Genomic DNA, 16,314 nt, shown 5'->3' on the forward strand with positions numbered 1-16,314 from the left:
GCTAGCTCACTCACAACGGAACCCGGCTCACCATGCACGATGCCCGAAATCGCCTGACAGCTCTGGACGCCCTGCGTGGCCTCGCGGCTCTGGCTGTGGTTCTGTTCCATTACCTGCCTTACTACCAAAAGCTCTACGGCCATTCATTCAACAGCCCCGGTTTCCTGGATTTCGGGCGCTATGGCGTGCACCTGTTTTTCATGCTCAGCGGCTTCGTCATTTTCATGACCTTGGAACGCACGCGCACTTCCGGTCAATTCGCCCTGGCGCGCGCCTTCCGACTTCTACCCGCCTTGTGGGCAGGCATTGCGCTCACCTATCTGATGGTCCACTGGCTCGGGCCGGAGGATCGTATGGTTAGCTTCGATGCGGCACTGATGAACCTGACGCTGTTGCACGAATACCTGGGCTACCCCCACGTTGACGGTGCATACTGGAGCCTGGTGATTGAAGCCACCTTCTATGTGTGGATTGCCCTTCTGTTCTATGGCCTGGGCGATTGGCGCAGGATTCGGCCGATACTCTGGGCCTGGGTGCTGGTCAGTTATGCCGGCGTTATCTGGTGGAAGGCCATTCCGGACGCCCTGGATTTTCTGCTGAAAGATTTGCTGTTTGTTCGCTACGCGCCACTTTTTATCAGCGGCATGGTGATCTACCGGGCCTATCATGATCGCCGCTTGCCTGCCATCGATGTTGTGCTGCTGGCCGTGAGCATCGGCCATTGCCTGGTCGCCTACAAAGCACCATTCAATATCTTCGTGCTGGCCTGCTACGGCATTTTCGCACTGGCGGTCGCCGGCCACCTGAATGTGCTGTCACGCCCCAGCCTGCTCTGGCTGGGAAGCATTTCCTATACGCTGTACCTGGTTCATCAGAACATTGGCTATGGGCTGATCGACCTGACCTATCAGGCAGGCCTGCCGGGGCAGTTGGGGGTGGTGCTGGCACTGGCTGTGGCGATTACCCTGGCCGCTGTCCTGCACTACGGCATCGAGAAGCCCGCCCTGGCTTATTACCGACAATGGCGCGCCAAGCGGCCGACACCGACAGCACGCACCGTCATTGCGGCGGAGCGCCCTCAAGAATGATTTCGACGCGGCGATCAGCCGGGCCCGATCAGGAAAACCGCTGACAGAACTCCCAAAGCAAGTGCCGGCATGGACCAGACATGGAACGCCAACCACAAGCCCTGCACCCGAGCCAGCCGCAAGGCGATCAGGTTGGCCAGCGACCCGATAGCCAGGCCGAACCCGCCCACGGACACACCCCAGGCTAACGCTCGCCAATCATCGGTGAACGGCGCGAGAAAAATCGCCGCAGGAACGTTCGACATCACCTGGGACATCAGGACAGAGGCAGTCAGCACCCCTCCGGGCAAGGCCAGCAACCACTCCACAAAAGCTTGAGCCGCTGGCAAGGTGGCCAACAACCCGAGGTTCACAAACATCAGCAGGAACACTAACAGCAGCAACCAGTCGACACCCCGCAGGACCGACCGGTATACCAGCCCATACAACACCAGTATCACCAGCGCGGCGGCGATTACGCCACCCGCCTCAGCCGCCAGAATGAACGCCGGGTACAAGAGGCCAGACACCAACAACAGCCTTGGTTTAGCCAGCCTGGCCACCAGGCTGACGCGGACAGGCCTCGATGGAAACGCCAGGGCTGTCGCCAACCCCAGCACCAACGACAACAAAAGCACCAGCGGCAGCATCGCGCTGACAAATTCGATGAATCCCAACTCCCAGGTTTGCCAGATAAACAGGTTCTGGGGGTTACCGATGGGGGTCAGTGCCGAGCCCACATTCACCGCCAGGGCCTGGAAGATCACCAGCCGGCCCAGAGGAATTTTGACAACCGACGACAGTGCTACGGTCAGCGGCACCACAATGAACAGGGTCACGTCGTTGGTGACCACCGCCGACAACGCCATGGAAAAGCCCACCAACGTCAGAGCCAGGGCACGTTCGGTGCAGAATCGCGCTACCAGCCAGACCCCGGCAAGCGCCAGGGCTCCGCTGTCCTCCAGCCCTCGACTCAGTACCAGGAACCCGGTCAACGCTGCCAGAGTTTGCCAATGCACCAGTTCAACCAGCTCATTCAGCTCTGGCGAGGTGAACCACAACAAGGGCAAAAGCGACAGCACCAACGCCAATAACAGGTAATCTTCCGTCAGCCGGGTCAGCAAAAAACGAAAAGGTTTTGAAGGATTCATCAAGCTCCTGATCCCGATCAAAAGACCGCCAACATGGAAGGTGGAAAATATCGTCTAGACTTACAGAAAATTGTTGAACCACTTCATTTTGAAGGGAGTTTACCTGTATGGAAATCAAAACCTTTGCCGACCTGATCGACTGGACCCGGCAGCTGCACGCCCACCTTGCCCGCTGCCTGCACGAATCGGCCGCCCTGAACAAGGACGAACGGGCCAGCGCCCTGCTGGATTACATCAGCCGCCATGAAAGCCTGCTGGCAAAAGCCGTGGCAGAGTATGAAAGACAGGCCGATTCGAAAGCCATGAACACCCGCCTTTACGACTATGGCGTGCACAAACCTATCGAGAATGAACGCACCTGCGACACCCACTACAACGATCTGGATTTTGCCGGCATTGCCCGTGAGATTTTCGATTTCCACGACCAGGTAATGAACCTGTATGACAACCTGATCGGTAAAGCCGAGATTCCCGAGGCCAAAACCCTGCTGGAAGACCTGAAATCCCTCGAGGAACACGAGGCCATGCGCATGGCCAGCCAGATCGGCCGCATGCAGGATGTGTGAACTTCTCACCTCCCAACGACCTTAGACCTATGTCGTACATAGGTTATTTTTTGCTGTAGAACGGCCGCGGTAGTTGCTAATCTGAACTAGACTGTCCGGACGGTGGTTTCCTACAGGGAACCGGGTCCATCGAAAACGACAAATACAATAAAACCAGAGGATAGAAGAGCAATGAAGATCCGTTCTGTTCTTTCCGCGGCTGTGCTGGCTGTGGCAACTACCTTTGCCGCCACTCAGGCGCTCGCCCAAGACACCTTCACCCTCAAACTTGCAGAAACCTGGGGACCTAACTTTCCGATATTTGGAGATGCCACCAAAAGCATGGCCCAGATGGCGGAAAAAATGTCCAACGGCCGGCTGAAAATCCGGATCGATTCTGCCAACAAGCACAAGGCCCCGCTCGGCGTTTTTGACATGGTCAAAGCCGGTCAGTACGACATGGGTCACTCTGCCTCCTATTACTGGAAAGGCAAGGTACCCAACACACTATTCTTCACCAGCATGCCCTTTGGCATGACAGCCCTTGAGCAATACGCCTGGTTCTATTATGGCGATGGCATGGACCTGATGCAGGAGGTGTACGAACCTCACAACATGCTGTCCTTCCCCGGCGGCAACACAGGCAACCAGATGGGCGGCTGGTTCCGCAAGGAAATCAAATCACTGGACGACCTGAAAGGTCTGAAAATGCGTATTCCAGGCTTTGCCGGAGAGGTGTTTGCGGAAGTAGGCGTTAACCCCACCAATATCGCTCCCGGCGAACTCTATACAGCCCTTGAGCGCAACACCATCGACGCCCTGGAGTGGGTAGGTCCAGCACTCGATCTCCGTCTGGGCTTCCACCAGATCGCGGACTATTACTACACTGGCTGGCATGAGCCTGCCACCGAACTGCAGTTCCTGATCAACAAGCGTGTCTGGGAGCGGCTGCCAGCAGACCTGCAGGAAATCCTGCGCGTTGCCATGCGTACCGCCGCCTACGATATGTTGATTCACTCACAGCATGAAAACGCCAAGGCATGGGCCAACATCAAGCAAGACTACCCCAACGTACAGATCAAGAATTTCCCAGACGATGTTTTCCAGGCCATGTATGACGCCAATCAGAAATTGCTCAAGGAAGCCGCCGGCAACAATGAGCAGGCTGCGCGTATCGTAAAGTCTCTTGAGGACTACCAACGGGATTCCCGAGCGTACACTCGCATTTCTGATAACGCCTATCTCAATACCATGGCTGAAATCGAGTAAAATTGAGGCCTTCAAGTAACAGAGCCGGGATCGCTCAACGCAGTGATCCCGGTTTTTTCGTTTCACAGATACGCATCCGCTTTGCGGAGGACGAAGTTCCATGTACTGGATAATCAAACTCGACAAGAGCCTGGCCTGGCTCTCGAAACTGTGCGGCGTGATTGCCTGCCTGGCCATGATCCTGATGGCCGTGAACGTTTTCTACGATGTCGTTGCCCGTTACGTCTTCAACGATGTGTCCATCGCCATGCAGGAAATGGAATGGCATCTGTATTCCGTGGTTTTTCTGCTGGGTATTCCCTACGCCCTGCGCACGGATGGCCACGTTCGGGTAGACGTGTTCTATACCCGCTGGAGTAACAAGACCAAGGCCTGGGTCAATATTCTGGGTTCGCTGATTTTTGTCATTCCCTTTGCCTACCTGATCGGCCGTTACGGTTACAGCTTCGCCCTGGATTCCTACCAGATGGGCGAAGGCAGTGGTGACCCAGGTGGCCTGCCTCACCGCTGGGTGATCAAAGCGGTGATACCATTGAGTGCCGTATTCATGGCCACCGCCGGCCTGAATATGGTGACCTATGCCATTCGGGTGCTGGCGGGCGAGAAGGAATACGTGGGCGAGCATAGCGCGGGAGGCCTGGCATGATCGGTATGATTATGTTCGGCGTGGCCCTGATCATGCTGATGTTCGGTTTCCCCGTGGCCTTTACGTTTGGTGGTGTGGCTCTGGTGTTCGGTATCTATGCCGAGGGCATGGATCTGTTTGCCTTCATGCCGTACCGCATCATGAGCGTGATGCAGAATACGGTACTGATGGCGGTGCCCTTGTTCATCTTTATGGGGGTAGTACTGCAGCGCACCAAATTGGCTGAGCAACTGCTCACCTCCATGGGTCGCTTGTTTGGCGGCTTGCCGGGTGGTTTGGCCATTTCCACCATTCTTGTGGGCGCGCTGCTGGCCGCCTCGACCGGCGTGGTTGGCGCCAGCGTAGTGGCCATGGGCCTGATATCACTCCCGGTCATGCTTGCGCACAAATACGACAAACGGCTGGCAACCGGCACGATTTGCGCTTCTGGCACCCTGGGGCAGATAGTTCCCCCCTCCATCATACTGATCATTCTAGGTGATGTACTGGGGCTGCCCGTTGGCGACCTGTTCAGGGCTGCCGTGGGACCTGGTGTGCTTCTTATCGGCCTGTACATTGTTTACATACTTATCCTTACCCGGTTAAAGCCGCAGACCGCACCTGCAATGCCCAAGGATGACGACAGCATTAGCCGGGGCAAAGAGATACGCGATGCCCTGCTGGCAATTATCCCTCCGCTTGCATTAATCATCGTGGTGCTTGGCTCCATCTTCACCGGCATTGCCACCCCCACTGAGTCTTCAGCCCTGGGCGGTATCGGCGCGGTGGTACTGGCGCTCATCTACCGTCAGTTCTCGTTCAAGATGGTCTGGGATGCGGCGAAGGATACAGTCAGCGTTACTGCGATGGTCTTCGCCATTCTGATTGGAGCCACGGCCTTCTCCATGGTGTTCAGTTACACCGGCGGCGACTATCTGCTGGAGGAATGGCTGCTGATGCTGCCGGGCGAGCAATGGGGCTTCATCATTCTGGCCATGCTGGTCATCCTGATTCTTGGTTTCTTCATCGACTTCGTAGAGATTTCCTTCATCATCGTGCCCATCCTGGCGCCGGTAGCCGAAGCCCTGGGCATTAACATGCTGTGGTTTGCCATTCTGGTAGCCATGAACCTGCAAACCAGTTTCCTGACACCACCCTTTGGATTCTCACTGTTCTACCTTAAGGGGGTGGCACCACCGAATGTCCGAACGATCGATATCTACAAAGGCATTGTGCCATTCATACTGATCCAGATTCTGGTGCTGGCGCTGATCGTCATCTTCCCGGAATGGTTCGGCATGAGCTCCACCTACTGACCTGTCAGGCAGGGTCGGGTATGCAACCCGCCCCTGCCTCCTGTCCTTTTTGCCCCCAAACCTGACAAACCCTGATCATTTTCTATACTAAGTCAGAAACGCGACTCTCAGTGATGCATTCGGGAAAACGCCGGAGAATGAACGCGAAGGGAGAGAAGTTTCATGGCACAGGGTACAGCTCCAAAGACGGACTATTCTGACAGCAACACCAAAGCACATGTTCTTAGCCTGCCATTGGAAAACAGTCAGGCTGATCGCGAACCACACAGCTATGAACGCTGGCTGATCGCCAAGTTGATGCGAATGGCCGGCTCACCCGCCATACGCTTCCAGCTATGGAATGGCGAGGTCATCGAGCCAGAACAAGGGCCCGCCCGCTTCACCCTGCACCTGAAGGATCACAAGGCACTCTACTCCCTCGTTGCCAACCCCAACCTCGCCTTCGGCGATCTGTACAGCGCTGGCCGCCTGGAGATCGATGGCGACCTGCCTGATCTGATGGAAAGCCTTTACCGATCAGTCCACGCCGCCCGACAGAAATGGCCAAAATGGCTGGATGCGCTTTGGAAGAATCACAACCCCAGAGCAACCGGCATTTCCGAAGCCAAGGAAAACATTCACCACCACTACGACCTGGGCAACGAGTTTTACCAACTCTGGCTGGACAACGCAGAAATGCAGTACACCTGTGCCTATTACGAGCACCCCGGTAACACACTGGAGCAGGCACAACTGGCCAAACTGGAGCATGTGTGCCGGAAGCTTCGCCTGAAGCCAGGCATGACGGTGGTGGAAGCCGGCTGTGGCTGGGGCGGCCTGGCCCGTTACATGGCCCGCAACTACGGCGTGAAAGTTCACTCCTACAACATATCCCGTGAGCAACTGGCATACGCCCAGGCCGAATCTGAACGCCAGGGGCTCGATGGTCTTATTACCTATGTGGAGGACGACTACCGCAACATCACCGGCCAGTATGACGCATTCGTCTCTGTTGGCATGCTGGAGCACGTTGGCAAGGAAAACTACCGAGCCCTGTCGGAGCTGATCAAGCGCAGCCTGAAACCCAACGGCATAGCTCTGCTCCACAGCATCGGGCGCAACCGGCCCATGCTAATGAATGCCTGGATAGAGAAGCGGATCTTTCCCGGCGCCTACCCTCCCAGTATCGGCGAGTTTATGGAAATCTGTGAGCACAGCGACTTCTCGGTGCTGGATGTGGAGAACCTGCGGCTGCACTATGCCCAGACCCTGAGCCACTGGACGGAGCGCTTCGAGGCCAATGCCGAGCGCGTTACCGAGATGTACGACGAACACTTCACCCGGGCCTGGCGACTGTACCTGGCCGGATCTATTGCGGCATTCCGGGCCGGTTCGCTGCAGCTGTTCCAGGTGGTGTTCACCCACGGTGATAACAATCAGTTGCCCCAGAGCCGGCAGGACCTGTATGCCTTCCTAGCAACACCGGAGGGCAGTTGATGGAATACTACGACGCGATTATCGTAGGTGCCGGCCCCGCCGGTTCCACCCTGGCACGCAGTTTGGAGGAGGCCGGGAAGAATGTGCTGGTCATCGACAAAGCCAGGTTCCCCCGGGACAAAACCTGCGCCGGCTGGGTAACGCCTGCCGTTATGGAAAGCCTTGAAATCGACCCAACGGATTACGCCAATGGCCGAACCCTTCAGCCCATTCGTCGTTTCCGCATCGGCATGATGGGGCAGCCTGCCGTCGAGAATGACCACCATAGCATTGTTAGTTATGGCATACGCCGCTGTGAATTCGACGCTTTTCTGCTCGACCGTGTGAACGCTCCGAAACAACTGGCGACACCGGTCAAATCCATCGTCCGGAACAATGGCAACTGGGTGATCAACGAGCAGTGGCAGGCCCCACTTCTGATCGGCGCCGGGGGACACTTCTGCCCGGTCGCCAAACTGCTGGGCAATGGCCCGGGCAAGCACGAAACGGTGGTGGCCGCCAAGGAAGTGGAGTTTGAGATGACACCGGAACAGGCCGATGCCTGTGAAGCCCGGGGGGATACCCCGGAGCTCTGGTTCTGCAGGGATCTCAAGGGTTATGCCTGGGTATTCCGTAAAGGCAACTTCCTCAACATTGGCCTGGGGCGGGAAGACAACCACAGGCTAACGGATCACCTGGAAGCATTTGTGGATGATATGAAGCAGGAAGGGCGAATCCCTGCGGACATGCCAGGCCGGTTCAAGGGTCATGCCTATCTGTTGTACGCCCATGCCGACCGGCCCCTGGTAGACGACGGCGTATTACTGATCGGAGATGCAGCGGGCCTGGCTTACACCCAGAGCGGTGAGGGCATCCGCCCTGCCATCGAATCCGCCTTGATGGCGGCCGACGTGATTCTTCACGCGCCCGACTTTTCCGGGGCTGCGCTACAGCGCTACGGTGAGCGCATTGCGGAACGCTTTGGCAACCGTGCCAGCGAGCAGGACCCCGGCTGGGAACTGCCTGAATGGCTGAAACAGCCCCTCGCCAGCACGTTAATGCGCTCGCACTGGTTTACCCGAAAGGTAGTGACTGAGAAATGGTTCCTGCATCAGGATGTGCCTACCCTGAAAGCCGTCGGCTGAAACGCAAAAAGCCGGGCCCTTGCGGGGCCCGGCGAAGTGACGCTACATGAAAGAGGTATTACATGGAGAACTTGTGATCGAAACCGATACCAAAGGTAGTGTCTTTGTCTTCGCTCAGGTCTTCCTCTACCTCGGTCAGGAACGCATACACCTTGCTGTTTTTGCCAACCTTGTAATCAGCACCCAGCGCCCACAAGCTGCGCTCTTCGTCTGTCAGATCACCCTCGGTCAGACCATACTGGGCCTTCAGCTTCAGATTGCCGGTTTTAAACGCACCGCTAACCAGGTAGCTGGTGTCTTCCATGTTGTTGTTGGCGCCTTCAGCCAACTGGTAGAGGAAACCGGCTTCAAATGCGCTGGTGTTTACGCCCGCCACAAAACGAAAGATATCGTTCTGCGGATCCTGTGCACCGCCGTCAGAATCCACAAAGCGGCGGGGAGTGCTGCTACCACGGGTACGAGTAGTCGTTTCAGAATCGTAGGCAATCGCACCGTAGAAGATGTCTTTCTGGAACGTCAGTGAGGCGGAAATCGCATCTGCTGGGCCGTCATTGGCATCCGGGTTAGCAACGTCATCAAACTCTTCGCCCGGAATAAACGCAACGTTCAGGGTCAGCATGTCTGCCAGTTTCGGGGTGCTGTACTGAATGATGTTGGTTGCACGCAGCTGGCCGGTCATCAGGAAATCGATGTCGCCCGGGGTATCGTTGAACTGATCAACGCTCATCTCGGCACGCTTGAGCGGGGTATCAAAGTTACCGGCAATCAGTGTGCCTGCGTTGGCGTGTTTGAAACCACCAAAAATGTTGCGCTGGCTGAAAGGTGTTCCGCCATCATCAACGTTGATCTGGTATTCCGCCTGGTAAACAGCAACCACGTCTTCAATGTTCAGGTCCAGTTCACCTTTTACGCCAAGACGGGAAGCGTTGCTCTGCAAACGCCAAGCATCGTTAGAGAAAGAGGCGCGATCGCGATCCTGATTTTCATAGGAAACGTTCACTTTACCGTAAACAGTCGGGCCCTTGTCAGCCATCGCCACAGACGGCGCGACAACCATGGAACCGATAGCCAGTGCCAGCAATTGCTTTTTCATTACGTTCTTCTCCATCAGTGATCATTCTTGATCGGTGTTGAATTTCGTGATGTCACTATGGCGATGGTTTATGAACGATTTGTTAACTATATATGTCAGTTGTGTGAAACCTGACTTTCAGCAAAGGGTTGCGATGCACAAAGACAAACCCCGCCTCACGGCGGGGTTGTTTTAACAGACTGCTTTGGCGGATTACTCGGCGTATTGCAGGACCACCTTATACACAGCAGTTGTGCCACTCACTTCATTACCGGTAAGCAAGAGCACGTCGCCATTTGGTGACTGGTTCGCGGGTATCACAGTGATGTCCTCAATCCCCAGGTCACCGGCGATAGCCAGGTTGGTTTCCGGGTCCAACACCCATTCCTCTCGGGTGTTGAGGTAGTCCACAATCGACGGCGACTGCGGATTGGTGATGTCAAACACCATGACACCACCCATACGCTCAAGACCGAGGAAGGCGAACGTGCGATCACCAAAGGTGGCCGCTGTTACCGCTTCCGGCTCTGGCCCCTTGTTATCCGAACGGTTCAGGAACGAATCACCGGCACTGTGGTTCGAGTTGAAGAACTCAGCACAGGGGATATCTCGCTGCGACCCGGCAAGGCAGGCATCACTGGCCAGATACTGCTCAACCATGTCGCCGGAATCCCACACCAGATCACCATCAGCCGACCAGATCGCCATGGAGCGGCCACCGAACGCGTAAACCGCGTCATACATCAGTCGGTCACCGGCAGGATCCTCAACACCGGAGGTGTTGAACATCACAGGGTCGCCGTTTTCATCGGTACGGTAGCCCATGGTCCAGGTCACCGTGAGGCGGCCCAACTGTTCATCTTCCCGGCAGCCGCCCGGCTCACCGGCACTGGCTCCGCAGTAGTCGAACACCTCGGGATTCAACAGTGCGCCTTTGGCCAGGGCATAGAGCTGTGGCGGCATGTCATCACCCAGGCGGCGCTCAAAACCGTTCTTGTGGAACAAGTGCTTGAATCGTATTTCCTCGACAAAGCCCTGATTGGCATCACCACCAAAGGCAGGGTCTTCCGAATCTTCAGGCCCCCAATAGGCTGGGTTATCCTCACCCCAGGCTCGGGCATCGCCCTCGTTGGCGGTCAGGATGTATGTCTCGCCGTTGTTACTGAAGCTGGCGATGGCATCCGGATGGTACATACCGAGAATCCCCGGCCAGGGTTTGATGTCGATGGCATTGTTGCTATCGCTGGCATCCAGACCCTGACCTTCAGCACCATGATCCTTGTAGCCCAGCGGCAGGATCTCAGTGATGGTGGCCGAGGCGATGTCCACTTTCGCGAGTGCGTTGTTCTCCTGCAACGCCACCCATGCAGTGGTGCTGTCGGCGCTCACGGTGATGTACTCCGGCTCCATATCCTGGGCAACACTGGCACCCGGCCCGAATACCCGAACACCATCCGCCACCAGCTGCGCTCTCTGACTCTTGAAGGCGGTAAAGTCTGCCGTCCTGACCTGCAGGTTGTCAGGGTCAGTCACATCAATGACTGAAACAGAGCCTTCCGGATCAATCTGGTAGTCGTCACTAGGCTCGCCCTCATTGGCTACCAGAAGGTATTTGCCATCAGGAGTGAACGTCAGCATATCCGGCTGAGCACCAACCTCTGCAAAGCCGCGCAGGGACAGTGTCGCAGCATCGTATATGGCAGCGAATCCCGGTTCAGTCTTCGGTGAAGACTCGATCGCGACGGCAACGAGTCCGTTACGGACCGCGACACTGTTAACAACCGCATCATCAGCAATGTCACCAACCGTCAGGGTATCAATCAGCGTTGGTGTTGATGGATCACTCATATCCAACACGTTCAATGACCCTTCCTGGGCGTTCACGACAAACGCTCTGCGGCTGTCGGCGTCATACCCGGTGATTTCTGCAGCGCTTTCACCAAATACACCGGAGCTATATCGCCCTACGAATTCGAGAGTCAGGCCGGTGACTGCAGGGGGTGCCTCTACTAGCGGGGTATTGTCGTTATCGGATGACAGGCAGCCGCTCAGCAAGGTAGCCGTGATACTGATAGCCAGCAGTGATGGTTTGAAAATGTTTTTTGGGTTTTGCACGGAACGCTCCTTTGCTTTGTTAGAAAACTAACTCGGTAGCAAAGAAACCTATTTCACCGCTGTTACAGGATCGGGAAGGAAACAAGACAGGACAATGACATATTGATGAAAGGCACATGGCGGCCTGATACCACCACGTGCCCTTACGGACGTATTATGACGATCTACTGACCAAGGTAACTCCGGTACATCCACACCGATTTTTCCTGCTGGGAGATATAATCACTCATCAGGGCAACGGTGCCTTCGTCTTGAGCCTCGCCGGCCAGATTCAGCAGATCACGCTGCTTGGCGATCAATTTACCGAAGCTCTCTACGATGTTGCCCACGGCTTCTTTGCCATCAGACACATCCTTACGCTCGGGCACATCGGACTTCTCGATGTAGGTGCTGTAAGCGTGCGCCGGGCGGTGGCCCAAGGTCAGAACACGCTCGGCGATCTCATCAATCTTCAGCAACAGGTCATCATACAGTTCTTCAAACTTGGCGTGCAGCTCAAAGAAATTGTCGCCCTTGATGTTCCAGTGATAGCCACGAACGTTCATGTAAAAAATCTGGTAGTTGGACAGCAACTCATTAAGCGAGTCTGCCAGTTTCTGGGTCTTTTCCGTGTCCAGACCAATAAAGTTCTTACCCATATTGAACCTCCTGATTCGCGTTTTGGGTTTATCTGCCAACCACTCTACTCAGTCGTCGGCTATAGCTGAAGTTTAGTTCTTCAATACTTGCGATAGCATAAGATTATATCAAAAACCAAAAACCCATAGGCCAATGCTATCGACGATAATCATAAGATCTATTTGGAAATAATTCTCGTTTGGTCTTCAATACACCCACAGGCCCTACGAAAACGGAGTTGATCATGAGCGCACTGAAACTGTTCGTTCACAACCACAGTGCCAACGGTGACCAGTCACTGTTAAAAACCATCACCTTTGCAATCACGCACTTCGTGGTGGCGTTCTCCGTAGCCTATCTGCTGACCGGCGACATTCTGATCGGCAGCCTGATCGCCATGGTTGAGCCGACCATCAACACCGTTGCCTACTTCTTCCATGAGAAGATATGGGCACGGTATCAGCGAAATGCAACCGCCAGGCCCTTGATCGTACGGCACAACACGCCCTGAAACGGCTGATTCAGATCAATTACGGATATAACAGAAGCGGGCCAGCTCAGACACCAGGCCCGCAATCCATACAACCCTCAGCGGGTTCCGGCCCCAGCCTGAGGTTTCTGTTGAGGTTTTTCAGGGCGGTCCTCAACCCTTCTTCAATCACCGGGTGGTAGAAAGGCATTTCCAGCATTTCACTGACGGTCATTCGCTTCTGGGCACACCAGGCCAACAGGTGGGCAATGTGTTCCGCCGCCGGCCCGAACATTTCCGCGCCCATGAACAAGCCGCTGCCATGCTCACCATACACACGCAGCAAACCGCGATTCCTGCCAATCACTTTGCTACGGCCCTGGTCCTCAAAGCTGACCTCCCCGATTGCAAAGCAACTCTGACACTTCTCGTCCACCTGATGAATGGTCAGCCCGACCGAGGCAATCTGTGGGTCAGAGAACACCACGGCCAACGGCGTCTTGCGCAAGCCGGTGCGTACATCGGGCCAGGCAGCGGCGTTATCCCCGGCGATACGGCCTTCATCTGCCGCCTCATGCAGTAAGGGCCGGTGGTTATTCACATCACCGGCAATAAAAATATGGCTGTCGCCACAGCGCAGTGTGAAGGGATCAAACTCCGGCATGCCCCGGTCGTCCAGCTCAATGCCGGCATTCTGGATATCCAGGTTATCCACATTGGGGCGACGGCCTGTGGCCGCCAGCAGGTAGCCAAAGGTTTCCTGATGCTCCTCGCCATTCTCAAGCCAGGTGATGTGAACGCCTTCACCCGTGCGCTCGACCCGACGAGTCTCCGCCTTCAGGCTCAATGCCAGTTCTTCACCAAACACGCCCTTCGCATAGTCACGGATTTTCTCGTCCCGCAGGCCGCCAATACCACCGCTGACCCCAAACAGCCGAACCCGCACGCCCAGCCGGCTCAGTGCCTGGCCCAATTCCAGGCCGATGACACCAGGGCCGAATACCGCTACAGATTCCGGCAGGTCCTGCCAGTCAAACACATCGTCGTTAACGATTAACCGGTCCTTGGCTTCTTTCAGGATGCCCGGCACGTTAGGTCGGGAGCCGGTGGCAATGATGATGCGATCGGCGTGCACCTCGGTATGCTCGCCAACCACCAGCCGGTGGCTGTCGACAAACCGGGCATGGCCCATCAATCGGTGTTCCTCCGGCAGTTTTTCCATGGACCGAACCACCGGTGCCACAAACTTGTCCCGCTCTGCCCGCACCCGCTCCATCACCAGCCGGCCATCAATCCGTACATCACCCGCCAGCACACCGAACTCATCGGCGGTTTTCAGGTCGTGGGCTCTTTCAGCAGCGGCAATCAACAGTTTGCTGGGCATGCAGCCCACCCGCGCGCAGGTGGTGCCGTACCGTTCTCCCTCGATCAAAACCACATTGTCGGTGGCTTTACGAACCCGCTGGTATGCCACCATGCCGGCAGTCCCGGCACCGATAATGGCCACATCCACTTCACGCTTGTTCATTTTGCCTCCCGGTAAGCTAGAATTCGGCAGTTAAACTGAAAGTATAGAAACCTTATCATTGCCTGACAGGTGAAGCTGGCAAAAAATCCTCAGCAGTGTGCAGGTTTACCTTCAGTACGTTCGTCTCGCAATGACTATACCCGGAGATCTCAGGTGCAGAATTACTGGCTGGAATTTATGACGGTGGCACTGGTTCACTTACTTGCGGTGGCAAGCCCGGGCCCGGATTTCGCGATCGTTTTGCGCCAGGCGCTCACCCAGTCCCGACGTAATGCCTTGCTGAGCGCAACCGGCATTGGCATTGGTATCTTGCTGCATGTGGGTTATTCGTTGTTGGGCATTGGTTTCATTATTCAGCAGTCGGTGATGCTGTTCACCGTACTGAAGGTGGTGGGTGCCCTGTACCTGTTGTGGATTGCCTGGCATTGCCTGCGAGCAAAACCCGGCGGCATTCATGTGGATGCCAGGGGTAGCAACGAGCAAACCGGCTGGGCGGCGTTCCGGCTCGGCTTCCTGACCAACGTGCTGAACCCCAAGGCCACATTGTTTTTCGTATCTCTATTCTCGGTCATCATTAACCCCGGCACCCCGGTGCTGCTGCAGGCGGGCTACGGCCTTTATATGGCTTTCGCCACCGGCCTCTGGTTTGCCCTGGTCGCGATATTCTTTACCCACCCCCGTGTCCGCCGGGGTTTCAACCGGTTCGGACACTGGCTCGACCGGGCCATGGGGGGCATCCTGGTGCTGCTGGCTGGGCAGCTGTTGCTGTCTACAGTGAGCGGATCAGAGCCTCCGTCTGCTCCCAGCCCAGGCACGGATCGGTAATCGAGCAGCCGTAGATCAGCTCTTCACCGTCATCCTGCCTGCCGAATTCCAGGAAGCTCTCCAGCATCAGCCCCTTGATGTGCCGGTTGCCGCTGCGCTTCTGGGCCATCACCTCCCGGGCGATATCCACTTGCCGCTCAGCCTGTTTGCAGGCGTTGTCGTGGCTGCAGTCCACCATCACTGCCGTCGACAAGCCGGCTTTCTCCAGTTCCGCCACCGCCTTAGCGATGCTCAACTCATCGTAATTGGTCACGCCCCGGCCACCGCGGAGCACCAGGTGGGTGTCCGGGTTACCGGAGGTAGAGATCATCACCGGCGCGCCGTTATGGGAAATACCCATATGGTGGTGTGGGTGCGAGGCAGACTTCATGGCATGGCTGGCCACGGTAATGCCGCCATCGGTACCGTTCTTGAAGCCGGTGGGCATGGGCAGGCCGCTGACCATTTCCCGGTGGATCTGGGATTCGGTGGTGCGGGCACCGATGGCGGTCCAGCTCACCAGGTCACCCAGGTAATCCATCATGAACGGGCTCAGGGCTTCCGTCGCCAGCGGCAAACCCAGCTCAGAGAGCGCCAGCAACAGCTTGCGGGAACGTTCCAGGCCCTGCTTCAGGTCGCCCTGGCCGGTGCGCTCGGGATCGTATAAAAGGCCTTTCCAACCCACCGTGGTGCGTGGTTTTTCCAGGTAGGCGCGCATTACTATCAGGAAGCGATCACTCACCTCGTCCGTCAGGGTTTTCAGACGGGTAGCGTAATCCAGGGCGGCCTGTTCATCGTGAATCGAACACGGACCCATCACAATCAGGGTTCGGTCGTCCTGACCGTGCAGTACGGCGCGGATCTGCTCACGGTAACTGGCGATGGCCCGAACCAGGTGCTCACCGGCAGGAAACTGCTGGCGCAACTCGCCCGCGGTGGGCAGTGTGGCTTCCTGTCGGTGCTGGCAGGCACTTGCGATTTGCTCGCCCAGCGTTTCGGATTTCAGCGGCATGTTCATGTCTGTGTTCCCGTTTCCCTGTGTCAGAATCAAAAAAGCCCCGGCTGGGCTACCAGTCGGGGCTTTTTTGAGTCCGGTGGCAGCCTGGGTTGCTTGCCGGGCTGCCTTCCTCGTTAA

At 56.4% G+C, this 16,314-nt stretch carries 15 protein-coding genes; 9 read left to right on the forward strand and 6 right to left on the reverse strand.

What is annotated here, in order from left to right; genetic code table 11:
- Positions 1-32: 32 nt before the first annotated feature.
- The gene (locus tag J122_RS01015) at positions 33-1,088 is read left to right on the forward strand and encodes an acyltransferase family protein (RefSeq protein ID WP_061330745.1); all 1,056 of its coding nucleotides are present in this window, start codon (positions 33-35) and stop codon (positions 1,086-1,088) included.
- A gap of 14 nt (positions 1,089-1,102) precedes the next feature.
- Here J122_RS01015 and J122_RS01020 read toward each other — a convergent pair whose 3' ends face one another.
- A complete protein-coding gene (locus tag J122_RS01020; RefSeq protein ID WP_061330746.1) occupies positions 1,103-2,218 on the reverse strand; it encodes an SLC13 family permease in 1,116 nt (371 codons plus the stop codon).
- Positions 2,219-2,325: 107 nt separating this feature from the next.
- On the opposite strand from J122_RS01020, the gene J122_RS01025 reads away from it, so the two are divergent.
- The 6 genes from J122_RS01025 to J122_RS01050 all read left to right on the forward strand — a co-directional run bounded on the left by J122_RS01025 (position 2,326) and on the right by J122_RS01050 (position 8,573).
- Entirely contained in the window at positions 2,326-2,784 is a 459-nt protein-coding gene (locus J122_RS01025; protein ID WP_061330747.1) for a hypothetical protein, read from the forward strand.
- A gap of 171 nt (positions 2,785-2,955) precedes the next feature.
- On the forward strand, positions 2,956-4,032 hold the full coding sequence (locus J122_RS01030) for a TRAP transporter substrate-binding protein (protein ID WP_061330748.1): 1,077 nt from the start codon (positions 2,956-2,958) through the stop codon (positions 4,030-4,032).
- A 100-nt stretch (positions 4,033-4,132) separates the two neighbouring features.
- Positions 4,133-4,678, forward strand: a complete 546-nt coding sequence (locus J122_RS01035; RefSeq protein WP_061330749.1) for a TRAP transporter small permease subunit — start codon at positions 4,133-4,135, stop codon at positions 4,676-4,678.
- Positions 4,675-5,973: a TRAP transporter large permease gene (locus J122_RS01040; RefSeq protein WP_061330750.1), complete on the forward strand. Its 1,299-nt coding sequence runs from the start codon at positions 4,675-4,677 to the stop codon at positions 5,971-5,973. Before J122_RS01035 ends, J122_RS01040 begins: the two co-directional genes overlap by 4 nt.
- A 162-nt stretch (positions 5,974-6,135) precedes the next feature.
- Entirely contained in the window at positions 6,136-7,449 is a 1,314-nt protein-coding gene (locus tag J122_RS01045; RefSeq protein ID WP_061330751.1) for an SAM-dependent methyltransferase, read from the forward strand.
- Complete coding sequence (locus J122_RS01050; protein ID WP_061330752.1) at positions 7,449-8,573, forward strand: NAD(P)/FAD-dependent oxidoreductase; 1,125 nt, start codon at positions 7,449-7,451, stop codon at positions 8,571-8,573. Before J122_RS01045 ends, J122_RS01050 begins: the two co-directional genes overlap by 1 nt.
- A 58-nt stretch (positions 8,574-8,631) precedes the next feature.
- Here the strand turns inward: J122_RS01050 and J122_RS01055 are convergent, their stop codons facing one another.
- The 3 genes from J122_RS01055 to J122_RS01065 form a co-directional block, all read right to left on the reverse strand.
- On the reverse strand, positions 8,632-9,666 hold the full coding sequence (locus J122_RS01055; RefSeq protein ID WP_061330753.1) for a porin: 1,035 nt from the start codon (positions 9,664-9,666) through the stop codon (positions 8,632-8,634).
- A 192-nt stretch (positions 9,667-9,858) separates the two neighbouring features.
- Entirely contained in the window at positions 9,859-11,760 is a 1,902-nt protein-coding gene (locus J122_RS01060; RefSeq protein ID WP_061330754.1) for a choice-of-anchor I family protein, read from the reverse strand.
- A gap of 164 nt (positions 11,761-11,924) precedes the next feature.
- Positions 11,925-12,398 carry a Dps family protein gene (locus J122_RS01065; RefSeq protein WP_061330755.1) on the reverse strand — a complete coding sequence of 158 codons (474 nt, stop codon included), beginning with the start codon at positions 12,396-12,398 and terminating at the stop codon, positions 11,925-11,927.
- A gap of 224 nt (positions 12,399-12,622) precedes the next feature.
- Between J122_RS01065 and J122_RS01070 the strand changes: the two genes are divergently transcribed.
- Positions 12,623-12,889 (forward strand): DUF2061 domain-containing protein, encoded by a 267-nt coding sequence (locus tag J122_RS01070; RefSeq protein WP_197463799.1) that lies wholly within the window; start codon positions 12,623-12,625, stop codon positions 12,887-12,889.
- A 46-nt stretch (positions 12,890-12,935) separates the two neighbouring features.
- Here J122_RS01070 and J122_RS01075 read toward each other — a convergent pair whose 3' ends face one another.
- Complete coding sequence (locus J122_RS01075) at positions 12,936-14,375, reverse strand: dihydrolipoyl dehydrogenase (protein WP_061330756.1); 1,440 nt, start codon at positions 14,373-14,375, stop codon at positions 12,936-12,938.
- A gap of 153 nt (positions 14,376-14,528) precedes the next feature.
- Here J122_RS01075 and J122_RS01080 point away from each other — a divergent pair, with 153 nt between their 5' ends.
- Positions 14,529-15,200: a LysE family translocator gene (locus tag J122_RS01080; protein ID WP_082780480.1), complete on the forward strand. Its 672-nt coding sequence runs from the start codon at positions 14,529-14,531 to the stop codon at positions 15,198-15,200.
- On the opposite strand, the gene J122_RS01085 is transcribed toward J122_RS01080, so the two are convergent.
- Positions 15,145-16,197: a 3-deoxy-7-phosphoheptulonate synthase gene (locus J122_RS01085; RefSeq protein ID WP_061330757.1), complete on the reverse strand. Its 1,053-nt coding sequence runs from the start codon at positions 16,195-16,197 to the stop codon at positions 15,145-15,147. The genes J122_RS01080 and J122_RS01085 overlap by 56 nt on opposite strands.
- Between the last annotated feature and the right edge of the window lie 117 nt (positions 16,198-16,314).

The sequence above is a fragment of the Marinobacter excellens LAMA 842 genome (genome assembly GCF_001574445.1).
Lineage (GTDB): Bacteria > Pseudomonadota > Gammaproteobacteria > Pseudomonadales > Oleiphilaceae > Marinobacter > Marinobacter shengliensis.

Bases quoted from the DNA above. Each gene is read 5' to 3' on its own strand.
- J122_RS01050 (WP_061330752.1), top strand. From the start codon at position 7,449: ATGGAATACTACGACGCGATTATCGTAGGTGCCGGCCCCGCCGGTTCC.
- J122_RS01085 (WP_061330757.1), bottom strand. From the start codon at position 16,197: ATGAACATGCCGCTGAAATCCGAAACGCTGGGCGAGCAAATCGCAAGT.
- J122_RS01065 (WP_061330755.1), bottom strand. From the start codon at position 12,398: ATGGGTAAGAACTTTATTGGTCTGGACACGGAAAAGACCCAGAAACTG.
- J122_RS01020 (WP_061330746.1), bottom strand. From the start codon at position 2,218: ATGAATCCTTCAAAACCTTTTCGTTTTTTGCTGACCCGGCTGACGGAA.
- J122_RS01030 (WP_061330748.1), top strand. From the start codon at position 2,956: ATGAAGATCCGTTCTGTTCTTTCCGCGGCTGTGCTGGCTGTGGCAACT.
- J122_RS01040 (WP_061330750.1), top strand. From the start codon at position 4,675: ATGATCGGTATGATTATGTTCGGCGTGGCCCTGATCATGCTGATGTTC.
- J122_RS01025 (WP_061330747.1), top strand. From the start codon at position 2,326: ATGGAAATCAAAACCTTTGCCGACCTGATCGACTGGACCCGGCAGCTG.
- J122_RS01015 (WP_061330745.1), top strand. From the start codon at position 33: ATGCACGATGCCCGAAATCGCCTGACAGCTCTGGACGCCCTGCGTGGC.
- J122_RS01055 (WP_061330753.1), bottom strand. From the start codon at position 9,666: ATGAAAAAGCAATTGCTGGCACTGGCTATCGGTTCCATGGTTGTCGCG.
- J122_RS01045 (WP_061330751.1), top strand. From the start codon at position 6,136: ATGGCACAGGGTACAGCTCCAAAGACGGACTATTCTGACAGCAACACC.
- J122_RS01070 (WP_197463799.1), top strand. From the start codon at position 12,623: ATGAGCGCACTGAAACTGTTCGTTCACAACCACAGTGCCAACGGTGAC.
- J122_RS01035 (WP_061330749.1), top strand. From the start codon at position 4,133: ATGTACTGGATAATCAAACTCGACAAGAGCCTGGCCTGGCTCTCGAAA.
- J122_RS01075 (WP_061330756.1), bottom strand. From the start codon at position 14,375: ATGAACAAGCGTGAAGTGGATGTGGCCATTATCGGTGCCGGGACTGCC.